Below are 25,029 nucleotides of genomic sequence, written 5' to 3' on the forward strand. Positions count from 1 at the left end.
CCTCGTGGGTCATCGCGCCGACGCGGGTCCGGCGCGTGCCGTCGCACGGGCGTGGCCTGCCGGGGTCGAGCGGATCACCGTGACGCTCACGACGCCGTCGCCCTCGTGCGTGCAGCCGCGGAGCTCCCCACCGTTGCGCTCCGCGGTCTCCCGGGCGACCGCGCACGCCGCGGTGACGTCACCGGCACCCCGTCCGGTCCCCGCCAGGTGCTGCGCCCCGGCGAGCGCGGCCAGGTCGGCTGCGGTCTGTGCGCGCCACCGACCGCCCTGCGCACCGACCAGCAGACCCAGGGCGAGGACGAGGACGACCACCACCGCGATCAGCCCGAGAACGAGCACGGTGCCCGATCCCCGCTCAGCGCCCGATCCTCGCTCAGCGCCCCGTCCCCGCTCAGCGCCCCGTCCCCGCTCTCGATCGCCCGCGGGGGTTCGCCGACGCGGCGTCACGGCTCGACCCGTGCCGTCGCGGTCGCGCCCACCTGCACCGGGTCGAGGTGGAGACCGCCCGCGGTCGAGACGCTGCGCACCGAGACCGTCACCCACGTGCCGTCGCGCACGACGTCGACCTCGGCGCGCTCGCCGGCGAGGCGCGTCACCACCGCGGAGACGGTCGCGGTGTCCTCACCCAGCGCGGCGCTGCGAGCACCTGCCCGTGCGGCATCGGCACACCTCAGCTGGGTGGTGGCGGCGACCGCGAGCACGAGCACCGCGACCAGCAGCACCACGGCCGCGGGCAGCGCGACGGCCAGCTCGGCCGTCACGCTGCCGCGCTCAGGGTCGACGGCGCGGCCACGCCCACCGGCGACGGGCACCGCCGGGCGGCCGGTCATGTGGACAGGGCGCTGCGGATGAGTCCCAGGAGCAGGGCCTGCACCTCCCCGCTGCGCAGGACGACGACCAGGAGGCCCGCGAACCCGACCGCGGCGATCGTCGCGATCGCGTACTCGGCGGTGGCCATGCCGCGGTCCCCCGCCGCACCTCGGACGCCCCGCAGCCGCGCCGCTGTACGGGCGATGACTCGGCGCCCGCTCGCGCTCGCAGGGCGCCCCGTGTCCTGCCCCTGCAGCTCCTGCCGGTCCTGCTGCTCGTCGGTCCCCTGCGACGGCATGTCGCTCGATCCCATGTCGCTCCTCCGTGTCGTGTGATGGCCGGTCCCACCGGGCGGGGACGGACCATCACGGTCGCGGACCCCGCGGGGCCGCACGGGGATCGACGGGTTCGCCGCTGCGGCGACCCCCACGGGGAGCGGCTGTGGGTGGGCCGCACGCGGACGTCGGACGGCTGCGCCGGTGCGTCGCGTCTCAGCCGAGCAGCCCGCCGGCGAGCGAGAGCATCACCGGCACGAGACCGAGCAGCACGAACGCGGGCAGGAAGCACAGCCCGAGCGGCAGCACGAGGTGCACCCCCATGCGCGCGGCAGCCTCGCGCGCCGCCCGGCGCCGGTCCCTGCGGACGGCAGCAGCCTGCGCGCGCAGCGTCGCACCCGGCGCCGCGCCCGCGGTCCAGGCGGGTTCGAGGCACCGCGCCAGGAGCCCGAACCGTACGGGCGCCCGGCCCCAGGCCTCGGGCCACGACGCCCCGAGAACGAGCGCGGCGCCCGTGTGCTCGAGCGCCTCCCCGTCCCGACCGCCGATCGCCTCCCCGACCGCGCGCAGCGCATGGGGCACGCCCGCGCCGGTCGCGAGGGCCACGTCGACCAGGTCGAGCACGAGCACCACGTCGACCGGCCCCGCGTCCCACACCTCACCCCGACCTTGGGCGGACCCGACGCCCTCGGAGTGGGCCGCGTGCCCACCGCTCCCAGCACTGCGCGCGCCACCAGCTCCCACGGCACGCAGCCGGGACGAGGGCCCGACGGTCCATGTCCCGGCTGCGCCCGCCAGCAGTACGGTCACGACGAGGCCGACCGCGACCGGCGTCACCGGGGAGCCCCGGCCGCTCGCGCGCCCGCGAGCATCCGCGCCGTCCACCACCGGCCCGCCACGAGCAGCACCGCGCCGAGCAGCGCGCTGAGCGAACCCACGCCACCGTCGAGCATCACGCGCAGCGGGTCGGCTCCCAGGCCGTAGCCGAGCAGCACGCCCAGCACCGGCAGCCAGCCGAGCACGATCGCGGTCGAGCGCGGACCGGCGAGGGCCGCACGGCGTTCCGCCTCGACCTCGTCGTCGACCACGATCGCCTCGGCCACCCTGTCGAGCACCGGCGCGAGCGGTGCGCCCAACCGGGCCGCGAGCCGGGCGGCGGCGTGCACCGCCACGACGTGGCGGACGTGTCGGTCGCCCCACCCGCCGGGTGCGCCCCGCCTGCCGAATGCACCCCCGCGGCCGGGCACGCCACGCGTCCGCCCGCCCGACGCGCGAGCCCCGACGACCAGGAGCGCGCCGGGCGCTGGCACGCCGTCCGTCGCCGTGACCACCCCGGTCGCCCGCCAGGCCTCGACGGGTGTGCGTCCCGCGCGGAGCGACGCGCTGACCATGGCCAGGACCTCGACCAGCGTCGGCTGCGGTGTGCCGTCGGTCCGTCCCGTGAGCCGATCGAGGAGTCGTCCGCCGAGGGGGGCCCGGGGTCGCGCTGCCGCCCTGCGGACCGGGCGACCACGCGGACCGCGGACGGCGAGGACCGCCCCGGCGACGAGCAGACCGACGACCGCGCTCATGCGCCGAGCCGCCGTGCGAGCGCCGCCCAGCCTGCGGCGCGCACGGGCACCCCACCGGGTGCGACCCCGACCGCGGTCTCGACGACGAGCTCACCGGACCCGTCACGCCGCACCACGGCGATCTCGGCGACGTACCGACGACCACCGTCACGCCGCAGGTGCACGACGGCCTCGAGGGCGCTCGCCGCCTGGGCCGCGAGCGCCGCGCGGTCCAGGCCCGCGAGCGCGGCGAGGGCCTCGAGTCGCGCGGGGACGTCGCGTGCGGTGTTGGCGTGCAGGGTCGCGCACCCGCCGTCGTGACCCGTGTTGAGCGCCATGAGAACGTCTCGGACCTCCGCGCCCCGACACTCCCCCAGCACGATCCGGTCGGGTCGCATGCGCAGCGCCTGCCGGACCAGCTCCGCGAGCCCGACGGCCCCCGCGCCGTCGACGTTGGCGCCGCGCGCGAGCAGCCGGACGACGTGGGGGTGGTCGGGGGTCAGCTCGCCCGACTCCTCGATGCACACGATCCGCTGGTCCCCGGGCACGAGCGAGAGCAGGGCCGAGAGCAGCGTGGTCTTGCCGCTGCCCGTGGCACCCGAGACGAGGAAGCTGGCGCGGGCGGCCACGAGTGCCCGGAGCACGGGAGCCAGCCCGGGAGCGACCGCGCCGGCGGCGACGAGCTCCTCGAGGGCGAAGGCCCGCTGCCGCAGGGCCCGCAGCGAGACGAGCGTGCAGCCGCCCGCGACCGGGGGCAGCACGGCGTGCAGGCGCGTGCCGTCGGGCAGCCGGGCATCGACCGTGGGGCTCGCGTCGTCGAGGCGCTGCCCGCCGGCCGCCGCGAGGCGCACGGCGAGCTCGCGGACCTGGGCTGCCGTGCCGAGGTCCACCCCGGCGCGTTCGAGCCGTCCGGCGCGCTCGACCCACACGTCGTCCGGGGCGTTGACGAGCACGTCGGTCACGTCCGGGTCGTCGAGCAGCGGCTGCAGCGGTCCGGCACCGAGCACCTCGGCGCGCACCGCGGTGCCCAGCTCGGCGAGCGCGCGGCTGCCGAGCACGGTGCCGGCGGCCCGCACCGCTGCGGTGACGTCGGCGTCGGTCGGAGGGGTGCCACGCCGGGCCAGCCGGGCCCGGACGCCGTCGACAAGTGACGGGTCAGCGGTGCGGCCGGGGACGCGGGACGCCACGACCAGGCCGGCGCCGGAGACCTGGCTCATGCGAGCTCCCGGGCGATCGTGGCGACTGCCCGGGCGAGCGGGCCGCGTCGCCCGGACGGTCCGCCGCCGCGTTCGAGAGCGGCGGGCAGGCGCCGGTCGGTGGCCATGCTCGCGGCCACGGGCAGGTCGACGACGTGCGCGAGCTCGAGCACCCCGAGGCCGCCCGGGGCGGGTCCTCGGACCACGAGCCGGACGTCGGGGACGAGCCCCAGCAGCGCGGTGCGCAGCGCGAGGGTGCCGGCGACGCCGCGCAGGTCGCGCGGGACCACCACGAGCACGGTGCGGCACACGGACGGACCGGGGCCGCGGGCGAGGACGTCGACGCGGTCCAGGTCGAGCACGACGTGGGTGTGCTCCTGGGCGAGCGCCGTCAGCACGTCGGCCACGGCGTCGGAGGGTGGGGGCCCGGGGCGGGTCCGGTCGCCGCTCAGCACCGTGCACGCCCCCCACCGGGGCAGCAGCGCGGTCAGCTCGTCGCCGGGCACCGCGCCCCGCGCATCAGCCAGGTCCGGCCATCGCAGCCCGCCTGACTCCTCGAGCCCCACCAGCACGTCGAGGCCACCGCCGGCGTGCTCGAGGTCGACCAGGCACGTGGGGGCATCGCGGGACAGCCGTTGCGCGAGAGCCGAGGCGAACGTCGAGGCACCCGCACCTCCGCGCGCACCGACGACCCCGATCACCCCACCACCGCCGCGTGCGGCGACGCGATCAGCCCTCATCCGTGCCTCCGGTCCGTCGTCCTGCGCACCCGGTGGGGCACGGCCCCGGGGCGCGGGGCGTGCGGGTCACGAGCGTCCAGGCGGGAGCTGATCGTGTGCGAACCCCCCGCGCGGTGACCCAGGCCTGCCCTGCCGCGGTGGACTCGGGGAGAGCCTTCGGCACTGTGGGTGGCCGAGGAGCGCCGCAGGCCAACACCCCTGTCCCGCGCCTGTGTCGCCGGTGCCCGATACGCTCGGCCCGGGCGAGGTCGGGTCGAGGTCGGGTCGAGGACGGGTCGAGGACGGGGCGAGGACGGCGGATGGCGACGGACGCGGCAGGCACCGACCACGGGGCGCGTGAGGGTGTGCGCCCGGTGGGCTCGCGCACCCGGCAGGGCGACGCCGACGCGGCCCCGCGCCCCGGTGGCGCAGCTTTCTTCGACCTCGACAAGACGATCATCGCGACGTCGTCGGCCACCGCGTTCTCGCGACCATTCCTGGCCGGAGGGCTCCTCACCCGCCGCGCTGTGCTGCGGACCGCATACGCGCAGTTCTTCTACCTGGTGGGCGGCGCCGACGCGGACCAGACCGAACGGCTGCGGCGCGAGCTCTCACGGATGGTCACCGGGTGGGAGGTCGCCCAGGTGTCCGCGATCGTCGAGGAGACGTTGCACGAGTCGATCGACGCGGCCGTCTACGCCGAGGCGGTCGCGCTGATCGAGGAGCACCACGCTGCCGGACGCGACGTGGTCGTCGTCTCGGCCTCGGGAACCGAGGTCGTGCGCCCCATCGCGGCGGTGCTCGGCGCCGACCACGTCATCGCGACCCGCATGGGTGTCGCCGACGGTCGCTACACCGGCGACATCGAGTTCTACGCGTACGGCGAGAACAAGGAGACCGCGATCCGCTCCCTCGCGGCCGAGCGCGGGTACGACCTCGCGGCGAGCTACGCGTACTCGGACTCGATCACCGACGCCCCCATGCTCAGCGCGGTCGGGCACGCGTTCGCCGTGAACCCCGACCGGGCGCTGCGTCGGCTCGCGGCCCAGGAGGGCTGGGGGGTGCTGACCTTCGTGCGGCCGGTGGCCCTGCAGGCGTTCTTGCGCCCGGGCAGACCGGCCGCCGCGGTGGCCGCCGTCGCGCTGCTGGTCGGAGCGGCGCTGCTCGTGTGGCGGGTCGCCGTGCGGGCCCACCGCCGCGCCTGACGCCGCAGCCGATCACGACAGCCGTGCCCGCACGTCGGCGCGGCGTACCGACATCCGGACGTCCCATCCACCATGCGACCCACAGGTGGGGCGAACGCGCACGAAAGCCGCTTCACCCTTGAGCCGGCGGGGCGTGAGGAGTACCAAGGAGACACAACAGAATGACGTGAGAGAACCCACGCGCGAACAGTCCCCGTAAGGACGAGTCGACCGGGCTTGACCCGTAGCGACAGACCATGTGCACGCCTGATAACCCTCACGTCGTCCGTTCGGCAGCGGCGTCCGCAAGGGCGCCGTTGTTCGGTGCCCGGACGACGGCCAGGCGACGGCGCGGCGGCGACGAGGCGCCACACCCGACCGTCAGCCGGCCAGCCGCCCCGCGAGCACCGCATCCCCGATGACGCGCGCCTCGCCCGCCCCGATGACCACCGCGTCGGCGCACGCGCGCACCCAGCGGGCCACCCCGTCCGGGGTCCCGGTCGCGAAGCCGGCCGCAGCCGCGAGGTAAGGGTTGGGGGCCGCAGCCCAGGCCGCGTCGGGCACCACCGACCCCGTGGGGTCGAGGCCGCGCGCGGTCAGCAGCAGACGCGCCACCGCCCTCGCCACGACGCCGTTGGCCGCCGCGAACGGGCGCAGCGCGAGGAGCTCGCCGTGCACCACGGCGGTGACCACGAGGGCCGGGGCGTTCGTGCGGCGCACCACGTCACCGAGCAGGTCGAGCCGCGCGGCGAGCTCCGCGCCGCTGACCGCGACGCCCAGGCCGCGCAGGTCCTCGGGGGCGTCGCTCCCCCGCAGCCGTCCGACCCGCTCGTCGGGCAGCCAGCCACCGGTCGCGGCACGGTGCGTCCCCGCGACGAGCTGCCCGAGCGGCGGCAGCTGGGCCGCGCCACGGGCCGCGAGCGCGGGCATCCACTGCTCGACGTAGGCGGCGGCGCGCAACGCACCGAGCGCGGTCCGGTGCTCGGCCGACTCCGCGGGCGGGGCGCCGACGGCCATCGAGCGGACCAGGTCGAGGGGCACCCGGGCGCCGTCGAGGGCCGCGCTGGCCCGCGCGCTGCGGATGCCCGCCTCGGCCCGGACCTCGCGCCAGCGTCGCCGGTAGGCCTCGTGCCAGCGCAGCTCCTCGCACGCTGCGCGCGCCGCATCGACGGCCTCGGGCACGCCGGGCAGCTCCGCGACCGCCCCGAGGGGGTCGTGGCCGTCCGGAACCGTCGCTGCCCTCACCATCCGGTCAGCCTAGGCGGGGTGCCGTGCGCATCCCGACGCGCGCGGGCCCCGGATCCGGGACGTCGGGACGCGCACCGGTCCAGACTGTCGGCATGGTCTCCGCCCCGAGCGTGTCGTCCTCCATCACCGCCCGCCTGCAGGTCGAAGCCCGCCCGACCGCTGTCAGCGAGCTCACGACCGCGATCGAGCGCGAGGGCGGCATCGTCACCGCGCTCGACGTCACGGCCTCTGGCCACGAGCGGATCACTGTCGACGTCACGTGCGCGACGCGCGGCGAGGCGCACGCGGCGGACATCGTCGAGGCGCTGCGCATGCTGCACGGCGTGGTGATCGACCGCGTCAGCGACCGCACGTTCCTCATGCACCTGGGCGGCAAGCTGTCGATCGAGTCGAAGGTGCCGCTGCGCAACCGCGACGACCTGTCGATGGCGTACACGCCCGGCGTCGCGCGTGTGTGCGAGGCCATCGCGGCCCACCCCGAGGACGCCCGCCGGCTGACGATCAAGCGCAACACCATCGCCGTGGTCACCGACGGCACGGCGGTCCTCGGGCTCGGTGACCTGGGGCCGCTCGCCGCGCTGCCCGTCATGGAGGGCAAGGCGGTGCTGTTCAAACGGTTCGCGGACATCGACGCGTTCCCGATCGCGCTCGACACAACCGACGTGGACCAGATCGTCGAGACCGTGTGCGCGATCGCGCCGGTGTTCGCGGGCATCAACCTCGAGGACATCTCGGCGCCGCGCTGCTTCGAGATCGAGCGGCGGCTGCGCGAGCGGCTCGACATCCCGGTGTTCCACGACGACCAGCACGGCACCGCGATCGTGGTGGTCGCCGCGCTGACGAACGCCCTCAAGGTGGTCGACAAGAAGCTTCCCGACGTGCGGATCGTGCTGAGCGGGGCGGGCGCGGCGGGCACCGCCGTGCTCAAGCTGCTGCTCGCCGCGGGAGCGCGCGACGTGGTCGTGGCGGACATCGACGGGGTGGTGCACGCGCAGCGCCCCGGGCTGGCGCCGCAGCTCGAGTGGACCGCGGCGCACACCAACCCGCGGGGCGTGACGGGGACGCTGCGGGCCGCGCTGGCCGGGGCGGACGTGTTCGTGGGCGTCTCGGCACCCGACGTGATCGACGGGGTCGACGTCGCGACCATGGCGGACGACGCGATCGTGTTCGCGCTCGCGAACCCGCACCCCGAGATCGAGCCCGAGATCGCTGCGCAGCACGCCGCGGTCGTGGGCACGGGCCGCTCGGACTTCGCGAACCAGATCAACAACGTGCTCGCGTTCCCCGGGCTGTTCCGTGGGCTGCTCGACGCGCAGTCGCACCGGATCACCGAGGCGATGCTGCTGGCCGCGGCGCGGGCGCTCGCCTCGGTGGTGCACGAGGACGAGCTCAACCCCACCTACATCGTGCCGTCCGTGTTCCACCCCGACGTGACGGCCGTGGTCGCCACGGCCGTCGAGCAGGTGGCCCGAGAAGGCCGGTGAGTCAGCGCGGCCAGGCGCCGCGGACGAGCTGCGGCTGCCACCCCGTGACGGGGCCGGCCACGACGTCCGCACCCGGAGCACCGGGCCGCAGGGGCAGCATGCTCAGGTCGACGCCGAGCTCGTGCGCGGCCCGCAACGGCCAGTGCGGGTCGCGCAGCGCGGCCCGGCCGACGAGCACCACGTCGGCGGCACCGTCGACCAGCACCTGCTCGGCCTGCTGACCGGTCGTGATCAGCCCGACCGCGGCCACCGGGAGCCCCGAGCCCTCGCGGACGGCACGCGCGGCGGGCACCTGGTAGCCGGGGCCGACCGGGATCTCGGCGGGCACGTTGCCGCCCGACGAGACGTCGACGAGGTCCACGCCGTGCCCCCCGAGGTCCTTCGCGACCTGCGTGACCTCCTCGACCGTGAGGCCGCCCTCGGCCCAGTCGGTGGCGGACAGCCGCACGAGCAGCGGCCGGTCGTCGGGCCACACGGCCCGCACCGCGTCCGTGGTCTCGACCAGGAGCCGGGCACGGTTCTCGAGCGGGCCGCCGTACTCGTCGGTGCGCCGGTTGGACAGCGGCGAGAGGAACTGGTGGAGCAGGTACCCGTGCGCAGCGTGCACCTCGACCACGTCGAACCCGGCCTCGGCCGCACGGACGGCGGCCGCGGCGAACGCGCGCGGTATCTCGCGGATCTGGGCCGTGGTGAGCTCGGCCGGAGCGGCGAGCCCCGGGTAGGCCAGCGCGGACGGGCCGACCGTCGCCCAGCCGCCCTCGGCCTGCGGCACCGAGCCCCGGCCTTCGCCGAACGGCCGGTACGTCGACGCCTTGCGCCCGGCGTGCGCGAGCTGGACCCCGACGAGCGTGCCGCGTGCGTGCACCACGTCGGTCACCCTGCGCCAGGCGACGACCTGCGCCTCGTTCCACAGGCCTGCGTCCTGCGGCGAGATGCGCCCCTCGGGAACCACGGCCGCCGCCTCGGTGAGGACCAGGCCGAACCCGCCCGCGGCCTGTCCCCCGAGGTGCACCAGGTGCCAGTCGCCGGGGAGGCCGTCGACGGCCGAGTACTGGCACATCGGTGCCAGCCACGCGCGGTTCGCGAACGTGGTGCCGCGCAGGGTCAGGGGCTCAAGGAGTCGGGTCACGCTGCGCGCAACCACGCCGGCCCCGGCGACATTCCCGCGTGCGGCCCGCCGAGGCTTTCGTCCCACGATCCGGCTGCGGGGATCCGGCACGCTGGGACCATGCTCAGCATCCCGGAGGCGATGGACTACCACGAGTCCGCCGCCCGCACGAAGACGGCCCTGGTCCGCACCCCCGGCATCTACCTCGTCCAGACGATGCTGGCCGGGGCCTACATCGGCATCGGGGTGGTCATCATGACCACGGCCGGGGGGCCGCTCGCGGTGGCCGGGTCGCCGTGGGCGCCGCTCGTGCAGGGCCTGGTCTTCGGGGTCGCGCTGTCGATCGTCGTGGTCGCCGGCGGCGAGCTCGCGACCTCCGCGATGATGATCCTCACGCAGGGCGCGATCCGCCGCTCGATCACGTGGGCCCGGGCCGCGGGGACGCTGCTCGCGTGCCTCGCGGGGAACCTGCTGGGCGCGATGGTGTTCGCCACGATCGTGCACCTCTCGGGCGCACTCGGCCCCGAGACCGCCGCGGGCCGCACGATCGCCGCGATGGTCGAGCACAAGGCCGCCGAGACGACCACGCAGCTGTTCTTCCGCGGCATCCTGTGCAACCTGCTGGTCTGCCTGGCGATCTGGTGCGCGGCCCGGCTGCAGTCGGAGGGCGCGAAGATCGCGATGGTCTTCGCGTGCGTGATGGTCTTCATCACCTCGGGCTTCGAGCACGTGGTGGCCAACATGACGACGTTCTCGCTGGGGCTGCTCGGTGGCCTGCCGGGTGCGACGTGGCTCGAGTTCGGGCGCAACGTGGGCGCCGTGGGCCTCGGCAACCTCGTGGGTGGCGGGCTGCTGGTCGGTGCGGCGTACGCCTACTCGGCCGGACGCCCGGCCCGTCCGGCGTCCGGCGCTGCCGACGTCGCGGTGACGCCCGCAGCGGCAGTCGAGGCACCCCGGGTGGACGTCGCGGCGCACTAGCACCGCTCCGACCTGCTCCGACGTCCGCCTCCGACGCGCGCGCGGGCGGCCCCACCCCTACGGTGGCCGTGACGGCGGCACCGGGCCCCCCGGCGCCGCGGGACTCCCCACGAAGGAGCAGGCCATGAGCACCCCTGACCCCGAGCAGCCCCGCACACCGACCTCGGACCCCGACGCGGCCCCGGCCACCTCGGAACCGGGCGCCCGATGGGACGCGGTCGTGCCGTCGGACACCGGCACCGGCGTGCGCGGCGTCGCACCGACGCCCGGCACCACGCCGGTCGGGCCGGTGCGCTCGGGCGACGACCAGGGCGGTCGGGCGTCGTCGCACGCGGGCCCCGCACCGACCCCCTTCCCCGAGCCCCCGCCGGCGGGCGGCGTCGGGTTCGGCGGCCACGTGCTCGGTGTGGTGGCCGGCCTCGTCCTGACCACGTTCGCGACGTTCCTCCTCGTGCTCGGCCAGGCCCACATCCTCGGCTCGCCGGACCCCACGGCGCCCGACGGCGCCGGGATCGTGCTGGTGACGCTCGGGGTCGTGCTGCTCGCGACCGTCGTCGTGGCCGGGGCCCGCACCGCGACCGCGCCGCTCACCGGCGGTGCGGTCTTCACTGTGATCGGCGGCTTCTACCTGTTCGCCCCCGCGGTGGCCCGCGACCAGACCCTGCGGCTGCTGGCCACCGACGCGTCGCGCAGCACGGTCATCTACGCGACCGTCGCGAGCACCATCGGCGGTCTGTTCGTCGTGGGCGTGCTGCTGCTCGCGGGCGGCCTCGCGCTCGTCGTCGCACGGCGCCGTGGCCGCGCAGCCGGGGAGTTCCGCGAGCGCAACCGCACGTCCTGACGGCCGTCTCACGCTGCCGGACAGGGGCAGACGCGCCGCACCGTGCCCCCCTAGAGTGCGGCCAGGGGGCAGGCACAGCTCCCTCACGCCGCACCAACGTCGTTGCGCAGGAGGTACTTCCGTGACCCAGGTCGACGAGCCCACCCACCCCGAGCCCACGGGCGGCGGGAGCAACACCGGGGGCAACGCCCCTCAGCCCGCGCACCTCGAGAACCTCCTCACCGAGGACCGCCGGTTCCCGCCGTCTCCCGAGCTCGCCGCGCAGGCCAACGCCCATCCGGAGCTCTACGCGTGGGCGAACGCCGACCGGCTCGACTTCTGGGCCGACCAGGCACGCGAGCTCGTCTCGTGGTCCACGCCGTTCCAGGAGGTCCTCGACTGGTCGGGCGCCCCGGTGGCCCGCTGGTTCGCGGACGGCCGCCTGAACGCGGCGTACAACGCCGTCGACCGGCACGTCGAGGCCGGGAACGGTGACCGGGTCGCGCTGCACTTCGAGGGCGAGCCGGGCGACACCCGCACGATCACGTACGCGGACCTGCAGCGCGAGGTGTCCCGGGCCGCGAACGCTCTCCTCGCGCTCGGGGTCGGCACGGGCGACCGGGTCGCGATCTACCTGCCGATGATCCCCGAGGCCGTGATCGCGATGCTGGCCTGCGCGCGCATCGGCGCCCCGCACTCGGTCGTGTTCGGCGGCTTCTCGGCCGAGGCGCTGCACTCCCGGATCGAGGACGCGCAGGCCACGCTCGTGATCACGGCCGACGGCGGCTACCGGCGGGGCTCCGCGTCGGCGCTCAAGCCGGCCGTCGACGAGGCGCTGGCGAAGGGGTCGGCGAGCGTCGAGCACGTGCTCGTGGTGCGGCGCACGGGCCAGGACGTCGACTGGGTCGAGGGCCGCGACGTGTGGTGGCACGACGCGGTGGGGGCCGCGAGCGACGAGCACACGCCCGTCGAGGTCGAGGCCGAGCACCCGCTGTTCATCCTGTACACGTCGGGCACCACCGGGAAGCCCAAGGGCATCTTCCACACGACGGGCGGGTACCTCACGCAGGCCGCGTACACGCACCTCAACGTGTTCGACCTGAAGCCCGCGACGGACGTGTACTGGTGCACAGCCGACGTCGGGTGGGTCACGGGCCACACGTACGTCGTGTACGGGCCGCTGGTCAACGGGGCGACGCAGGTCATCTATGAGGGCACGCCCGACACCCCGGGCCGTGGTCGCTGGTGGGAGATCGTCGAGAAGTACAAGGTCTCGATCCTGTACACGGCGCCCACCGCGATCCGCACGTGCATGAAGTGGGGCGAACAGATCCCCGCCGAGCACGACCTGTCGTCGCTGCGCGTCCTCGGCTCGGTGGGTGAGCCCATCAACCCCGAGGCGTGGATGTGGTACCGCCGGGTGATCGGCGGCGACCGCACCCCCGTGGTCGACACGTGGTGGCAGACCGAGACGGGCGCGATCATGATCTCGCCGCTGCCGGGCTGCACCACGACGAAGCCGGGCTCGGCGCAGGTGCCGCTGCCGGGCATCAGCGCCGACGTGTTCGACGACGACGCGCACCCGGTGCCCGACGGGGCGGGCGGCTACCTGGTGCTGACCGAGCCGTGGCCCGCGATGCTGCGGGGCATCTGGGGCGACCCCGAGCGCTACCAGGACACGTACTGGTCGCGGTTCCCGGGCGTGTACTTCGCGGGTGACGGTGCCAAGAAGGACGACGACGGGGACATCTGGCTGCTGGGCCGGGTCGACGACGTCATGAACGTCTCGGGCCACCGGCTGTCCACGACCGAGATCGAGTCGGCTCTCGTCTCGCACCCGACGGTCGCCGAGGCGGCGGTGGTCGGGGCGACCGACGCGACGACCGGGCAGGCCGTGGTGGCATTCGTGATCCTGCGCGGCGACGCGGCGACCGACCGCAGCGCCGAGGAGGTCTCGGACGAGCTGCGCGCGCACGTCGCGAAGCAGATCGGCCCGATCGCGAAGCCGCGCACGATCCTCGTGGTGGCCGAGCTGCCCAAGACACGGTCCGGGAAGATCATGCGCAGGCTGCTGCGTGACGTCGCCGAGCACCGCACGGTGGGTGACGCCACGACGCTCGCCGACTCGTCCGTCATGGACCTCATCACCGCGGGCCTGAGCAAGCCCCCCGCGGGCTGACCGCGCCGGGAGGACGGAGAACGGTGACCACGCCGGCGATCGAGCTCGACGCCGCGACGGGCGCGGGCGCGGGCCCGGCCGTGGACGCCGGCACGCACGCGGACGCGGCGGTCAGCACCGATCGCCTTCCGCTGTGGCGGCGCGACGCGTGCGGGCCGTGGCTGGTCGCGGCGCTGGCGGCGCTCCTCTACGGGGGGTTCTCCCTGTCGCAGTGGCGCCGCTACGAGGTGCTGTCGTGGGACCTGGGCATCTTCACCCAGCTCGCCCGCCGGTACGCGGCGTTCGAGGCTCCGGTGGTGACGATCAAGGGCGACGGGTTCAACCTGCTGGGCGACCACTTCCACCCGCTGCTGGTGCTGCTCGGCCCGGTGTACGCGGCGGCGCCGAGCGCCCTGACGCTGCTCGTGGTGCAGGACCTGCTGCTGGCGACCTCTGTGCTCGTGGTCGCCCGCGAGGCGGTGCGGTGCACCGGGCGGCTCGCGGGGACGCTGGTCGGCGTCGCGTACGCGGTGAGCTTCGGGCTCGTCGGGGCGGTGCAGGCGCAGTTCCACGAGATCGCGTTCGCGGTGCCCCTGCTGGCCCTCTCGCTGGTCGCGCTGGTGCGGGGGCGGTGGCTCGCGTGCGCGCTGTGGGCAGCGCCGCTCGTGCTCGTCAAGGAGGACCTGGGGCTCACGGTCGTGGCGATCGGGGCTGTGCTCGCGTGGCGCGGCCGGACCCGGGTCGGGCCGCTGCTCTCCGGGTGGGGGCTGGGATGGTTCCTGGTCACGACGTTCGTGCTGATCCCCCGGCTGAGTGCCCGCAGCCGGTGGGACTACGCGAGCTCGATCGACGTCGGGGCGCTGCTGAGCCACCCGTGGGTCGCGGCGATCTCGTTCGTCGACGACCGGCGCAAGCTCACCACCCTGGTGCTGCTCGTGGCGGTCACGGGCCTGATCGGGCTGCGATCGCCGGTCATGCTGGTCGCGCTCCCCACCCTGGCGTGGCGGTTCCTGGCGGGCAACGAGGGGTACTGGACGCACACCTGGCACTACAGCGCCGTGCTCATGCCGGTCGTGTTCGTGGCCATGCTCGACGGCATCGTCCAGGCACGCTCCTCGCCGCGGCGCTGGCTGCGGCGGTACGCCGAGGTGGCCGTGCCGGTGGCCGTCACGGTCGCCGTCATGCTGCTGCCGCAGGGGCCGCTGAACCGGTTGTCGCACGCCGACTTCTACGGGCCGTCGACCCGCGCGGCCGAGGCCCGCGCCGCGCTCGGCCTGATCCCGGACGACGCGGTGGTCGAGACCGACGTCAGCCTCATGTCGTACCTCGTGGACCGCACCGACGTGTTCTACGTGGGCACGGGCGGCAACCCCGTGCCGGACTACGTGGTGATCGACACCGTCGCCGGCGGCTGGGGCCCTGCCCCCGAGGACGCCGCGTTGTACGCCGAGCAGGTGCATCCCGGGCAGACCTACCGGCTGCTGCACGAGGCGGGCGGCTACCAGGTCGCGCAGCGCGTCCCGTAGCCGGCCGCCCCCACCCGGCGCTCAGACGCCGCGGCCCAGGAAGCGGCCGATGACCGGCAGCTCGGTGATGCCCTCGGCATCGGCGATCACGACGCCCTGCGCGGCGACGTACTCGACCGCGTCGAGCACGACGTAGCGGGGAGACCAGGTCGGTCCGAACTTCTCGTTGAACCGCGACAGCGACGCCATCTGGGTCCGGTCCGAGATCTGGCTCAGCACCGGACGGGAGAGGTCGGCGAACCGGCCCTCGCGCTCCCCGTCGAGCACCGTGCGCATGACCGCGAAGTTGAGGGCCAGGCCGCGCTGCCCACGCCGGGCGACCTCCTGGATGGTGGCCACGATGCACGCGTCGAGCAGCCCGTTCGGCACGTCGGCGTCGGTGCGCCGTCGCATCACGTCGAGCGACCAGCCGTCGACGTCCCGGGCCGGGACCCAGTGCACGAACGCGTCGACCCGGCCGTGCGCGTCGCGGGTGACGCTCAGCAGGAAGCCCGTGTCGGCCGGGTCGAACAGGCGCGAGAGGGTCATCGAGAACCCCCGCTCGGCCTCGCCCCGGCGGCTCTCGGTGCTCATCGCCTCGAGCTCCGCCACGAGGTCGGGCCCCAGGCGGGCAGGGTCGTGGAACGTGGTCGTGTACCCGGCGCGCGCGACCCGCGCCACCGCCTGCCGCAGCGACTTGCGGCTGGACCCCTCGAGCGTGAACGACGGGCAGTCGACCACGGCCTCGTCCCCCAGGTAGACCGGGCGCAGACCGCAGGCCTCGTACATCGGGAGCCACTGCGGCCCGGCGCCCAGCACCGCGACCGACCAGCCGTGCCGATCGGCGTAGGCGAGCAGCTCGGCCCACACCTCGACCCGCTCCTCGGGCGGCCCGATCGGGTCGGGCGACACGAGGCACACCCCGCCCCGCACCACGTGTGCGACCACGGACCGGCCGGTGAAGAACCACGACTTGTCGTCGCGCAGCGCGAACACGTCGAGGGTGCCGCCGCCGTAGCGCTCGACGACCGCGCGCGCCCGTTCCCGCTCGACCCTCTGCTGCGCCGGGCTCTGCGGGATCGGCGTGCGGGGCGAGAGCAGCACCCACGCCGCGGCGACGACGAGCCCGACGCCGGCAGCGGTGAGCATCGGGGCCAGCCTGTTCTCGACCGGGTCGTGGGGACCGTGCGGCAGCAGCCGGGTGAGCGCCACGGAGATCCCCCCGACCACGACGGCACCCAGCGTCCCGAGCACGACCGCGCGGTGCAGCGCTGCTCGGGTCGGCAGCACCTGGAAGGACCGGCCCCGGGTCGCGAGCCACGCGCCCCCGAGCGCCGCGACGAACGCCTCCTCGACGTCGAGGCCCTTCGCCAGGTGCAGCACCACGGAGGCGGTGAGCAGCGCGAGCGTGCCCCCCCACGCCAGGCGCTGCCCGCGGCGCAGGCCCCGGGCGGTGAGCAGCAGCGCGATCGACACGAGCACGAGGGTCGTCGCGGCGGTGCGGGGCACCGGCATCGGGAGGACGTCGAGGACCAGGTGCACGCGACGACGCAGCGGTGGTGAGATCGAGGAGACCAGGCCCACGACCCCGATCACAGCGACGACGCCGGCAGCGACCGAGCGGACGTGGTCACGGGCGCGTCGGGCGCGCAGCGGGTCGGGGGGCGTGCGCACCCGGCGGGCTGGGTGCTGTGGCTCCCGACTCATGCCGACAGTGTCGCGCGGCCTGACCGTCGGCGAGCGCACGACGGGCCGCTTTCATGCTTTTCCCAGGGTCTGGCGCGACCCTGGCGGCCAGGCCGACGACACCGGAGGTGGCACACGTGCGGCACACCGACGACCTGCCCGTGCCGGACTCCCGGTCATGGCTGCCGCACGACGTGCTGCGCGCGCTCGACGGCATGGGCGACTGGCTCAGCTCGTGGTGGACCGTGGGCGTGGTCGCCGTCGTCGCGGCGCTGCTCGTCGTGCTCGCGGTGCGTCGTCGCCGCCGCCGTCGCGTCACGCCCGCGTCGGGCGGTCGCAGGCGCGCGTGGCCGCCTGCCGTCGCGGCCACCCTGACGACCGTCCTGGCGCTGGGTCTCGCGGTCAACGCCTACGTGGGGTACGTCCCCGACGTCGAGGCCGCCCGCCTGCTGCTCACGAACGAGAGCGGGCTCTCGCTCGGCACGTCGTCCACCCGCCGTGCGGGCTCGGACACCGTGGGCGCGGTGCACGAGGTGCACATCCCCGCCCCGGCGGACCTGCGGGTTCCTGCGAGCTCGACGTGGGTGTACACGCCCCCGGGCTACGACCCGCAGGAGGCGACGCGCTACCCGGTCGTCTACCTCCTCCACGGGTCCCCGGGCTCCTCGGTGGACTGGTTCGCCGCGGGGCGCATCGCCTCGCTCATGGATGCGTTGCTGGCGGACGACCTGATCAGACCGATGATCGTCGTGGCGCCCGACATCAACGGCACAGGGCCCGGGGCGCACGACACCGAGTGCCTGGACTCGACCACGGGTGGCTCGCTCGTCGAGACCTACCTGACCGGCGTCGTGGTGCCGTGGGTCGACGCGCACTACGCGTCGCTCCCGGGCTGGGAGCACCGCGTCGTGGGGGGGATGTCAGCGGGAGGTTTCTGCGCGCTCGACCTCGGGCTGCGGCACCCCGAGCTGTACGGCACGATCCTGGCGATCGAGGGCTTCGGCGACCCGGGAGACGGGGGACGAGCCATGCTGGCCACGACCGCGGAGTTCGAGGCTCGCTCGCCCTCCTCCTACCTCCCCACGATGACGTTCGTGCACCCGGTCGCTGTCTTCCTGGACGCGGGCGACGAGTCAGCCGAGGGAGGCGCCACCGCGCGCGAGCTGGCCCGGACGCTGCGCGAGCGCGGTCAGGTCGTCGAGCTGCGCACCGAGCCAGGCCAGGGGCACACGTGGACCATGGCACGGTTCGGCGCGGCGTACGGCCTCGTGTTCGCCTCCCGGCAGATGGACCAGGGCTGACGGGTGCGGCTCGACCGCTTCGACATGGGGGCCGGGCCGTCGTCCGTCCGGGCGTCGTGGTGGGATGGGCGCATGTCGCAGATCGTCGAGGTCCGGGGCCCCCTCACGCCCGAGCAGGCGCACGCCGTGCGCGAGCTGGCCGCGCACGCCCACCACGCCGACGGCGTCGCGCCGCTGTCCGAGCAGCCGCTGCTGTGGCTCACGGCCCCGGACGCCCCCGTGGCGCACCTGCTGAGCTCGGACCCGCACGGCACGCTCCTGGGTTACGCCCAGCTCGACCTCGGCGCCGAGCCCGCGGTCTCCGCGGAGCTCGTGGTCGCACCGTCCGCCCGGCGCCAGGGGCACGGTCGCGCGCTGCTCGACCGGGCCGGTGCGCTCGCACCGTCGGCTGCCGACCTGCGCGTCTGGGCGCACGGCGACCTGCCCGCGGCCCGCGCCCTGGCGGCCTCGGCCGGGCTGGGGGTGGTGCGCGAGCTGTGGCAGATGCGGCTCGACCTGCCGGCGGCCGCGGCCCCCGCCCCGGAGCCGGGTCCGGGTCCGGAGGCGGGGCCGGAGCCCGAACCGCCGAGCAGCGTGCCGGGCCTCACCGTGCGCCCGTTCGTGCCGGGCCGCGACGAGGACGCGTGGCTGCGCGTCAACGCGCGCGCGTTCGCCTCGCACCCCGAGCAGGGCCGGATGACGCGTGCCGACCTCGAGGCCCGCGAGGCCGAGCCCTGGTTCGACCCGGAGGGTCTGCTGCTCGCCGAGCGCGACGGCGTGCTCGTGGGCTCGATGTGGACCAAGGTGCCCCCGCCCGAGGACGATCCCGGCTCGCCGCCCGAGACCGGGGAGATCTACGCGCTCGGCATCGACCCCGACGCGCAAGGGCTCGGGCTCGGCACGCTGCTGACCCGGCTCGCGGTCGCGCACCTGTCCGGCCGCGGCGTGCGCACGGTCGAGCTGTACGTCGAGGGAGACAACGCCCCCGCGATCCGCACCTACTCCCGCGCCGGGTTCGTCCGCAGCGCCGTCGACGTCATGTTCGGGACAACTGCCACGGAGCAGCCCGCGGGTGACACCATGGGCGTATGACCGACGCCACTCCTCCACGGTCCGGGCAGAACAGGGCTCGCACCCCGCGAACATCACGCACCGACGCCATCGCGCTCGTCCCCCCGCAGGGCCCGTCGGCGGTGCACGCGACGCCGGCGCCCTCGCCCACCGCCGAGCCCCCGGCCGAGCGGCCGCGCAGCCCGCGCGCCCTGCCGCCCGAGCTCGCGGCGCACATCGCCGAGCACATCGCCGACGAGGGGAACGACGACCAGCCGATCGACGCGTCGGAGCCGCTGCCGGACGGCCGGTTCCTGGACCGGGAGCTGAGCTGGCTCGCGTTCAACCAGCGCGTGCTCGAGCTCGCGGAGGACCCGTCGCAGCCGCTGCTCGAACGGGTGCGGTACCTGGCGATCTTCGCCTCGAACCTCGACGAGTTCTTCATGGTGCGGGTCGCCGGTCTCAAGCGCCGCATCGCGACGGGGCTCGCGGTCACCGCCGCGTCGGGCCTGAGCCCGCGACAGGTCCTCGAGGCGATCGCTGTGCGCTCCCACGAGCTGGTGGCCCGCCACGCGCGCGTGTTCGCGGAGGACGTGCAGCCTGCCCTCGCGTCCCAGGGCATCACGATCGTGCGCTGGGACGACCTGGGCGAGGACGAGCAGGACCGGCTGCGCAAGTTCTTCCGCAAGCAGATCTTCCCGGTGCTGACCCCGCTCGCGGTCGACCCGGCGCACCCCTTCCCGTACATCTCGGGGCTCTCGCTCAACCTCGCGGTCGTGGTCGCGAACCCGGCGACGGGCAAGGAGCACTTCGCGCGCGTGAAGGTGCCGCCGCTGCTGCCCCGGTACATCGCCGTCGACGCGCGGGGCCGCCCGAGCGCACCCAGCGCGCAGGCGGGGACCATCGAGATGGGACCCACCTCGTTCGTCCCGCTCGAGGACGTGATCTCCCAGCACCTCGACCAGCTCTTCCCGGGCATGGAGATCCTCGAGCACCACACGTTCCGGGTCACCCGCAACGAGGACGTCGAGGTCGAGGAGGACGACGCCGAGAACCTGCTGCAGGCCATGGAGAAGGAGCTGCTGCGGCGACGCTTCGGACCTCCTGTGCGCCTCGAGCTCGCGGACGGCATCAGCCCGCGCATCCGCCAGCTGCTCGTGCGCGAGCTGGGGGTCACGGAGGAGGAGGTGTACCAGGTCGCCGCCCCGCTGGACCACACCGGGCTCAACCTGATCGCGGACCTCGACCGTCCGGACCTGCAGTACCCGCACTTCGTGCCCTCGACGCACCGGCACCTGGCCGAGGTCGAGAGCGCGACCCCGACCGACGTGTTCGCGGCTATCCGGGAGCGCGACATCCTGCTGCACCACCCGTACGACTCGTTCTCGACGTCCGTGCAGACGTTCCTGCAGCAGGCCGCCGCGGACCCGCAGGTGCTCGCGATCAAGCAGACGCTGTACCGCACGTCGGGCGACTCCCCCATCGTGGACGCGCTCATCGACGCCGCCGAGGCGGGCAAGCAGGTGCTCGCGCTCGTGGAGATCAAGGCACGCTTCGACGAGCAGGCCAACATCTCGTGGGCCCGCAAGCTCGAGCAGGCGGGCGTGCACGTCGTGTACGGGATCGTCGGGCTCAAGACGCACTGCAAGCTCTCGCTCGTGGTGCGCCAGGAGGCTGACGGGCTGCGCCGGTACTGCCACATCGGCACGGGCAACTACAACCCGAAGACGGCCCGCATCTACACCGACCTGGGTCTCCTCACGTGCGACCCGGACGTGGGGCAGGACCTCACGCGGCTGTTCAACCAGCTCTCGGGCTACGCCCCGAAGTCGCGGTTCCACCGGCTGCTCGTGGCGCCGCGGTCGGTGCGCAGCGGCCTCGTCGAGCGCATCGAGCGCGAGGCGCAGGCGGCCCGGGAGGGGCGTCCGGCGTGGATCAAGATCAAGGTCAACTCGATGGTCGACGAGGCCGTGATCGACGCCCTGTACCGCGCCTCGCAGGCCGGTGTCCCCGTGGACCTCGTGGTGCGCGGCATCTGCGCGCTGCGGCCCGGCGTCCCCGGCCTGAGCGAGACGATCCGGGTGCGATCGATCCTCGGGCGGTTCCTCGAGCACTCGCGCATCTTCGCGTTCGCTGCTGACGACGGTGTCGTGTCGAGCACGGGTCAGCCCGCGGGCCCCGGCCCCGAGGTGTTCATCGGCTCGGCCGACCTGATGCACCGCAACCTGGACCGTCGGGTCGAGGCCCTGGTCCGGATCGCCGACCCCGACCAGATCGCCGAGCTCGTGGGCCTGATCGACGACTCGGTCGACGACGGGACGGCCACCTGGCACCTCGCCGCGGACGGGTCGTGGACACGGCACGCCACCGGACCCGACGGGCCGCTCAAGGACCTGCAGACGGCGCTGATCCAGCGCCAGCGCCGGCGGCTCGGCGTCGCCCGGTGAGTCCTGCTCGTCAGCCCGCGGTCGAGGCCGCCGGGTGCCTGGTGTGGCGTGCGCGCCAGGGCCGGCTCCAGGTGGTCCTGGTGCACCGTCCCCGGTACAAGGACTGGTCGTGGCCCAAGGGCAAGCTCGAGCCGGGCGAGGCCGTGACCAGCGCCGCGACGCGTGAGGTGGCCGAGGAGACCGGGCACGACGTCGTGCTCGGCATGCCGCTCCCGGGGCTGCGGTACACGCTCGCCGACGGCCGCCGCAAGCGCGTGCACTACTGGGCGGCGCAGGTCGCAGGGCGCCCCGACGGCCCGGCGCTGCTGGCCCGTCCGCCGGTGCCCCGCGCCTCGAAGGACGAGATCGACGACGTGCGCTGGGTCGACGTGTCGCTCGCCGAGCGCAAGCTGACGCGGGCGGCCGACCGGGAGCCCCTCGCGGCGCTCACGGCCGCGTACGCCAAGGACCGGCTCGACACGCGTGCCCTCGTCGTGGCGCGGCACGGCAAGGCGCGCAGCCGTGCCGCGTGGCGCAACGGCGAGGAGGACCGCCCGCTCACCCCCGTGGGTCGGGCGCAGGCGCTGGCCCTGGTTCCCGTGCTCTCGGCCTACGGGGTGACCGAGGTGGTCACGAGCCGCTGGGCGCGATGCCTGGACACCGTCGCGCCGTACCTGGGCGCCACGCAGGGGGAGGCCCGCGAGTCCACGTGCCTGACGGAGACCGAGCACGCGAGCTCGCCGAGCCAGGTCGCAGCGGAGATCGAGGGCCTGATCAACGGAACGGCGGACGTCGTGGTGTGCACCCACCGCCCGGTGCTGCCCACCGTCCTCGACGTGATCGCCACGCACGGGCGGCGCAAGGTCGCCGACCAGGTCCCCGTCGAGGACCCGTTCCTGCGGCCCGGCGAGGTGCTCGTGGCGCACACCGCGCTGACCGTGAGGGGCCCGCGCGTCGTCGCCGTCGAACGCCACCTGCCCCCGCTCGGCTGACCACGCGGGGACCGGGGTCGGGGGTCGCGCGGCGACCCCCGACCAGGGTCAGGTGAGGATCGGGCTGAGGATCCAGTAGACGATGGCGGCGACCGCTGCGGCCGCGGGGATCGTCAGGACCCACGCGATGGCGATGTTCTTCGCGACGCCCCAGCGCACGGCCGACAGCCGCTTGGTCGCGCCGACGCCCATGATCGCCGAGGTGATCGTGTGCGTGGTCGAGACGGGCGCGTGCAGGACGAACGCGTTGACGTAGAGCACGATCGCGGAGACCGACTCGGCGACGAACCCGCGGGCGGGGTCGAGCTCGATGATCTTGCGGCCGAGCGTGCGCATGATGCGCCAGCCGCCCGAGTACGTGCCCGCCGAGATGGCCGCGGCGGACGCCAGCTTGACCCACAGCGGGATCTCGCCGGGCGACGCCCAGCCGACCGTGAGGAGCGCCAGGAAGATGACGCCCATCGTCTTCTGCGCGTCCTGCAGGCCGTGCCCGAGGGCCATCGCCGCGGCCGAGGCGGTCTGCGCGAGCCGGAACCGGCGCGTGGTGCGCGAGGGCGCCGAGTTCCGCACGATCCACAGGACGCCGACCATGACGAAGAACGAGAGGCCGAAGCCGACCACGGGCGAGATGACCATCGGCAGGACGACCTTGTCGACGATCGCCGAGCCGTAGATCCCCAGGCCACCGGCCAGCCCGGCGCCGACGAGGCCACCGATCAGGGCGTGCGTGGAGGAGGACGGCAGCCCCAACCACCACGTGATGAGGTTCCAGGCGATCGCACCGACCAGCGCGCAGAGCACCACCACGAGGGCGGTGTGCGATGACGCGTCCTGCAGGTCGACGATCGAGTTCGCGATCGTCTCCGCGACCTCGGTGCCGAGCAGCGCACCCGCGAAGTTCATGACCGCGGCCATGATCAGCGCAGCCCGGGGGGTCAGGGCGCGCGTCGAGACGGAGGTGGCGATCGCGTTGGCGGCGTCGTGGAAGCCGTTGGTGTAGTCGAAACCGAGCGCGAGCGCGACAACAAGAACGACAAGTGCAAGTTCCAACGTGCTCAGGACTCCTTGAGCGCGATGGTCTCGACCATGTTGGCCACCTTCTCGAACGCGTCAGCGGCGTCCTCGAGCTTCTCCACGACCTCCTTGAGCTTCATCAGGAGGATCGGGTCGGTGATCTCGTCGAACAGCTGCGCGAGCAGCTTGCGGTGCGTCTTGTCGGCCTGGTTCTCGAGGCGGTTGACCTCGACCCAGTAGTCCGCGAGGTCCTCCATCGAGCGCAGGCGCGGCATCGCGTCGGCGGTGAGCTCGGCGGCCCGCTGGAGCACCTGGACCTGGTCGGAGACGCGGGCCGGGAGCTCGTCGAGCTTGTAGAGCACGATGAGGTCGGCCGCCTCCTCCATGAAGTCCATGCAGTCGTCGAGGGCCGACGCGAGGCCGTAGATGTCGTCCCGGTCGAACGGGGTGACGAAGGTCTGGTTGAGGCGACGCATGATCGAGTGGGTCGCGTCGTCGGCGAGGTGCTCGACCTCGGCCAGCTGCTTCGCCAGGGCCTTGCGGGCCGGGCGCTCCGCACCGAGCAGCTCGGCGAGCAGGTTCGCACCGGTCACCAGATGGGCTGCAGATGCGGCGAGCAGGTCGAAGAACGAGGTATCGCGCGGGGTCAGGCGCAGGCGCACGGCAGGCTCCGATGGGGGGGATGCATATCGCTGACAGGCTAGGGCAGCGGCAAGGTGATCGCGCAACTCTGGTGTGTCGTGACAGGCACTTGTGGGGTATGCAGGGGGTGACGCCGGACCGCAGAGCGCCTGTCGGCGCGAAGGCCGCTCGAAGCGGCATTGTGTGGAGCCCGGGGCTACCGCGATCCGACGTCGAGAAAAATGATACGCCCGCATCCTGGGCCCACGACGACGTTCTAGTCGAGCCGCCCGGCACGCCACAGGGCGGCCGCCTCCTCGAGGTCCTCGGCCGTCCTGACCAGCGACGACGCTCCCAGCGTGAGCCGGTGGGCGCCCCTCTCGTCGCTGCTCTCGAGGTAGTCGGCGTCGAAGGCCGCGCCCGTGGCGAGCACCCGGCAGAACGCCGCGCCGCGCTCGAGCGCGACGTCGAGATCCCCCGTGTAGACGCCCGACAGCACCGCGTCGGCGACCTCGCGCACCTCGTCGGGACCGGGCGGGCTGACGACCCCCGCCACCGCGTCGTGCACCGGGGCTGCGGCCAGGCCGAGCCGGTACCGCTCCGCGACGGTGCGCGGGTCCCGGCGCACCCACTCGCGCAGCACGTACAGCCGCCAGAGGGCCCCGGGCAGCGTGCCGGACGGGCTGTCGGCCCACATCGCGGCCACCACGTCGAGCCCTTCGGCCTCGACGAGCCGGACGAGCCGCGCGACCAGCTCGGGGTCCGCGGCGCCGTCGCGTCCCCGGTGCACGATGGCGCCGGCTGTGGTGTGCGCGACCTCCGAGCGGACCGCGGGGTCGATCCCGCCCGGCAGCTCCTCGGCCTGCTGCTGGTCGAGCCGGGCGGGTCGTCGCGGACGTCTCGCCGCGCCGTCTGGGGTGCTCAT

General features: G+C 74.5%; 23 protein-coding genes. 10 read left to right on the forward strand and 13 right to left on the reverse strand.

Features of this window, described 5'->3' with window-relative positions; all coding sequences use genetic code 11:
- Positions 1–9: 9 nt before the first annotated feature.
- The 7 genes from ACGIF2_RS09090 to ssd all read right to left on the reverse strand — a co-directional run bounded on the left by ACGIF2_RS09090 (position 10) and on the right by ssd (position 4,571).
- Positions 10–543, reverse strand: coding sequence for an Rv3654c family TadE-like protein (locus tag ACGIF2_RS09090; protein WP_396045757.1), 534 nt, complete (start codon positions 541–543; stop codon positions 10–12).
- Positions 444–830, reverse strand: coding sequence for a TadE family type IV pilus minor pilin (locus ACGIF2_RS09095; protein ID WP_396045759.1), 387 nt, complete (start codon positions 828–830; stop codon positions 444–446). Before ACGIF2_RS09095 ends, ACGIF2_RS09090 begins: the two co-directional genes overlap by 100 nt.
- The gene (locus tag ACGIF2_RS09100; protein WP_396045761.1) at positions 827–1,123 is read right to left on the reverse strand and encodes a DUF4244 domain-containing protein; all 297 of its coding nucleotides are present in this window, start codon (positions 1,121–1,123) and stop codon (positions 827–829) included. Before ACGIF2_RS09100 ends, ACGIF2_RS09095 begins: the two co-directional genes overlap by 4 nt.
- A gap of 178 nt (positions 1,124–1,301) precedes the next feature.
- Positions 1,302–1,742, reverse strand: coding sequence for a type II secretion system F family protein (locus ACGIF2_RS09105; protein WP_396045763.1), 441 nt, complete (start codon positions 1,740–1,742; stop codon positions 1,302–1,304).
- A gap of 176 nt (positions 1,743–1,918) precedes the next feature.
- Positions 1,919–2,656 (reverse strand): type II secretion system F family protein, encoded by a 738-nt coding sequence (locus ACGIF2_RS09110; RefSeq protein ID WP_396045765.1) that lies wholly within the window; start codon positions 2,654–2,656, stop codon positions 1,919–1,921.
- Positions 2,653–3,852 (reverse strand): TadA family conjugal transfer-associated ATPase, encoded by a 1,200-nt coding sequence (locus ACGIF2_RS09115; RefSeq protein WP_396045767.1) that lies wholly within the window; start codon positions 3,850–3,852, stop codon positions 2,653–2,655. The genes ACGIF2_RS09110 and ACGIF2_RS09115 overlap by 4 nt, the downstream gene beginning before the upstream one ends.
- Entirely contained in the window at positions 3,849–4,571 is a 723-nt protein-coding gene (gene ssd, locus ACGIF2_RS09120) for a septum site-determining protein Ssd (protein WP_396045769.1), read from the reverse strand. Before ssd ends, ACGIF2_RS09115 begins: the two co-directional genes overlap by 4 nt.
- 299 nt (positions 4,572–4,870) lie before the next feature.
- On the opposite strand from ssd, the gene ACGIF2_RS09125 reads away from it, so the two are divergent.
- A complete protein-coding gene (locus ACGIF2_RS09125; protein ID WP_396045771.1) occupies positions 4,871–5,755 on the forward strand; it encodes an HAD family hydrolase in 885 nt (294 codons plus the stop codon).
- 360 nt (positions 5,756–6,115) lie between these two features.
- Here ACGIF2_RS09125 and ACGIF2_RS09130 read toward each other — a convergent pair whose 3' ends face one another.
- Positions 6,116–6,982, reverse strand: coding sequence for a cell filamentation protein Fic (locus ACGIF2_RS09130; protein ID WP_396045773.1), 867 nt, complete (start codon positions 6,980–6,982; stop codon positions 6,116–6,118).
- A 92-nt stretch (positions 6,983–7,074) separates the two neighbouring features.
- On the opposite strand from ACGIF2_RS09130, the gene ACGIF2_RS09135 reads away from it, so the two are divergent.
- A complete protein-coding gene (locus ACGIF2_RS09135) occupies positions 7,075–8,466 on the forward strand; it encodes an NAD-dependent malic enzyme (RefSeq protein ID WP_396045775.1) in 1,392 nt (463 codons plus the stop codon).
- Between the two features lies 1 nt (position 8,467).
- Here the strand turns inward: ACGIF2_RS09135 and ACGIF2_RS09140 are convergent, their stop codons facing one another.
- Entirely contained in the window at positions 8,468–9,595 is a 1,128-nt protein-coding gene (locus tag ACGIF2_RS09140) for an NADH:flavin oxidoreductase/NADH oxidase (protein ID WP_396045777.1), read from the reverse strand.
- Positions 9,596–9,694: 99 nt separating this feature from the next.
- Here ACGIF2_RS09140 and ACGIF2_RS09145 point away from each other — a divergent pair, with 99 nt between their 5' ends.
- The 4 genes from ACGIF2_RS09145 (at position 9,695) to ACGIF2_RS09160 (ending at position 15,056) form a co-directional block, all read left to right on the forward strand.
- Positions 9,695–10,552 carry a formate/nitrite transporter family protein gene (locus ACGIF2_RS09145; protein ID WP_396045779.1) on the forward strand — a complete coding sequence of 286 codons (858 nt, stop codon included), beginning with the start codon at positions 9,695–9,697 and terminating at the stop codon, positions 10,550–10,552.
- Between the two features lie 124 nt (positions 10,553–10,676).
- Positions 10,677–11,393 (forward strand): hypothetical protein, encoded by a 717-nt coding sequence (locus tag ACGIF2_RS09150; protein ID WP_396045781.1) that lies wholly within the window; start codon positions 10,677–10,679, stop codon positions 11,391–11,393.
- A gap of 121 nt (positions 11,394–11,514) precedes the next feature.
- Positions 11,515–13,551, forward strand: coding sequence for an acetate--CoA ligase (gene acs, locus ACGIF2_RS09155; protein WP_396045783.1), 2,037 nt, complete (start codon positions 11,515–11,517; stop codon positions 13,549–13,551).
- A 23-nt stretch (positions 13,552–13,574) separates the two neighbouring features.
- Positions 13,575–15,056, forward strand: a complete 1,482-nt coding sequence (locus ACGIF2_RS09160) for a DUF2079 domain-containing protein (RefSeq protein WP_396045785.1) — start codon at positions 13,575–13,577, stop codon at positions 15,054–15,056.
- Positions 15,057–15,077: 21 nt separating this feature from the next.
- Here ACGIF2_RS09160 and ACGIF2_RS09165 read toward each other — a convergent pair whose 3' ends face one another.
- Complete coding sequence (locus ACGIF2_RS09165; protein WP_396045787.1) at positions 15,078–16,742, reverse strand: bifunctional lysylphosphatidylglycerol flippase/synthetase MprF; 1,665 nt, start codon at positions 16,740–16,742, stop codon at positions 15,078–15,080.
- 116 nt (positions 16,743–16,858) lie between these two features.
- On the opposite strand from ACGIF2_RS09165, the gene ACGIF2_RS09170 reads away from it, so the two are divergent.
- The 4 genes from ACGIF2_RS09170 to ACGIF2_RS09185 all read left to right on the forward strand — a co-directional run bounded on the left by ACGIF2_RS09170 (position 16,859) and on the right by ACGIF2_RS09185 (position 22,469).
- The gene (locus tag ACGIF2_RS09170; RefSeq protein ID WP_396045789.1) at positions 16,859–18,022 is read left to right on the forward strand and encodes an alpha/beta hydrolase; all 1,164 of its coding nucleotides are present in this window, start codon (positions 16,859–16,861) and stop codon (positions 18,020–18,022) included.
- A gap of 72 nt (positions 18,023–18,094) precedes the next feature.
- A complete protein-coding gene (gene mshD, locus ACGIF2_RS09175; protein WP_396045791.1) occupies positions 18,095–19,093 on the forward strand; it encodes a mycothiol synthase in 999 nt (332 codons plus the stop codon).
- Positions 19,090–21,498 (forward strand): RNA degradosome polyphosphate kinase, encoded by a 2,409-nt coding sequence (locus ACGIF2_RS09180; protein WP_396045793.1) that lies wholly within the window; start codon positions 19,090–19,092, stop codon positions 21,496–21,498. Before mshD ends, ACGIF2_RS09180 begins: the two co-directional genes overlap by 4 nt.
- Positions 21,495–22,469, forward strand: coding sequence for an NUDIX domain-containing protein (locus ACGIF2_RS09185; RefSeq protein ID WP_396045795.1), 975 nt, complete (start codon positions 21,495–21,497; stop codon positions 22,467–22,469). The genes ACGIF2_RS09180 and ACGIF2_RS09185 overlap by 4 nt, the downstream gene beginning before the upstream one ends.
- Positions 22,470–22,517: 48 nt before the next feature.
- On the opposite strand, the gene ACGIF2_RS09190 is transcribed toward ACGIF2_RS09185, so the two are convergent.
- The 3 genes from ACGIF2_RS09190 to ACGIF2_RS09200 all read right to left on the reverse strand — a co-directional run bounded on the left by ACGIF2_RS09190 (position 22,518) and on the right by ACGIF2_RS09200 (position 25,029).
- Positions 22,518–23,519, reverse strand: a complete 1,002-nt coding sequence (locus ACGIF2_RS09190) for an anion permease (RefSeq protein ID WP_396045797.1) — start codon at positions 23,517–23,519, stop codon at positions 22,518–22,520.
- A gap of 5 nt (positions 23,520–23,524) precedes the next feature.
- The gene (locus ACGIF2_RS09195; RefSeq protein WP_396045799.1) at positions 23,525–24,145 is read right to left on the reverse strand and encodes a DUF47 domain-containing protein; all 621 of its coding nucleotides are present in this window, start codon (positions 24,143–24,145) and stop codon (positions 23,525–23,527) included.
- A gap of 236 nt (positions 24,146–24,381) precedes the next feature.
- Entirely contained in the window at positions 24,382–25,029 is a 648-nt protein-coding gene (locus tag ACGIF2_RS09200; RefSeq protein WP_396045801.1) for a hypothetical protein, read from the reverse strand.

This window comes from Cellulomonas sp. P22 (genome assembly GCF_044392165.1).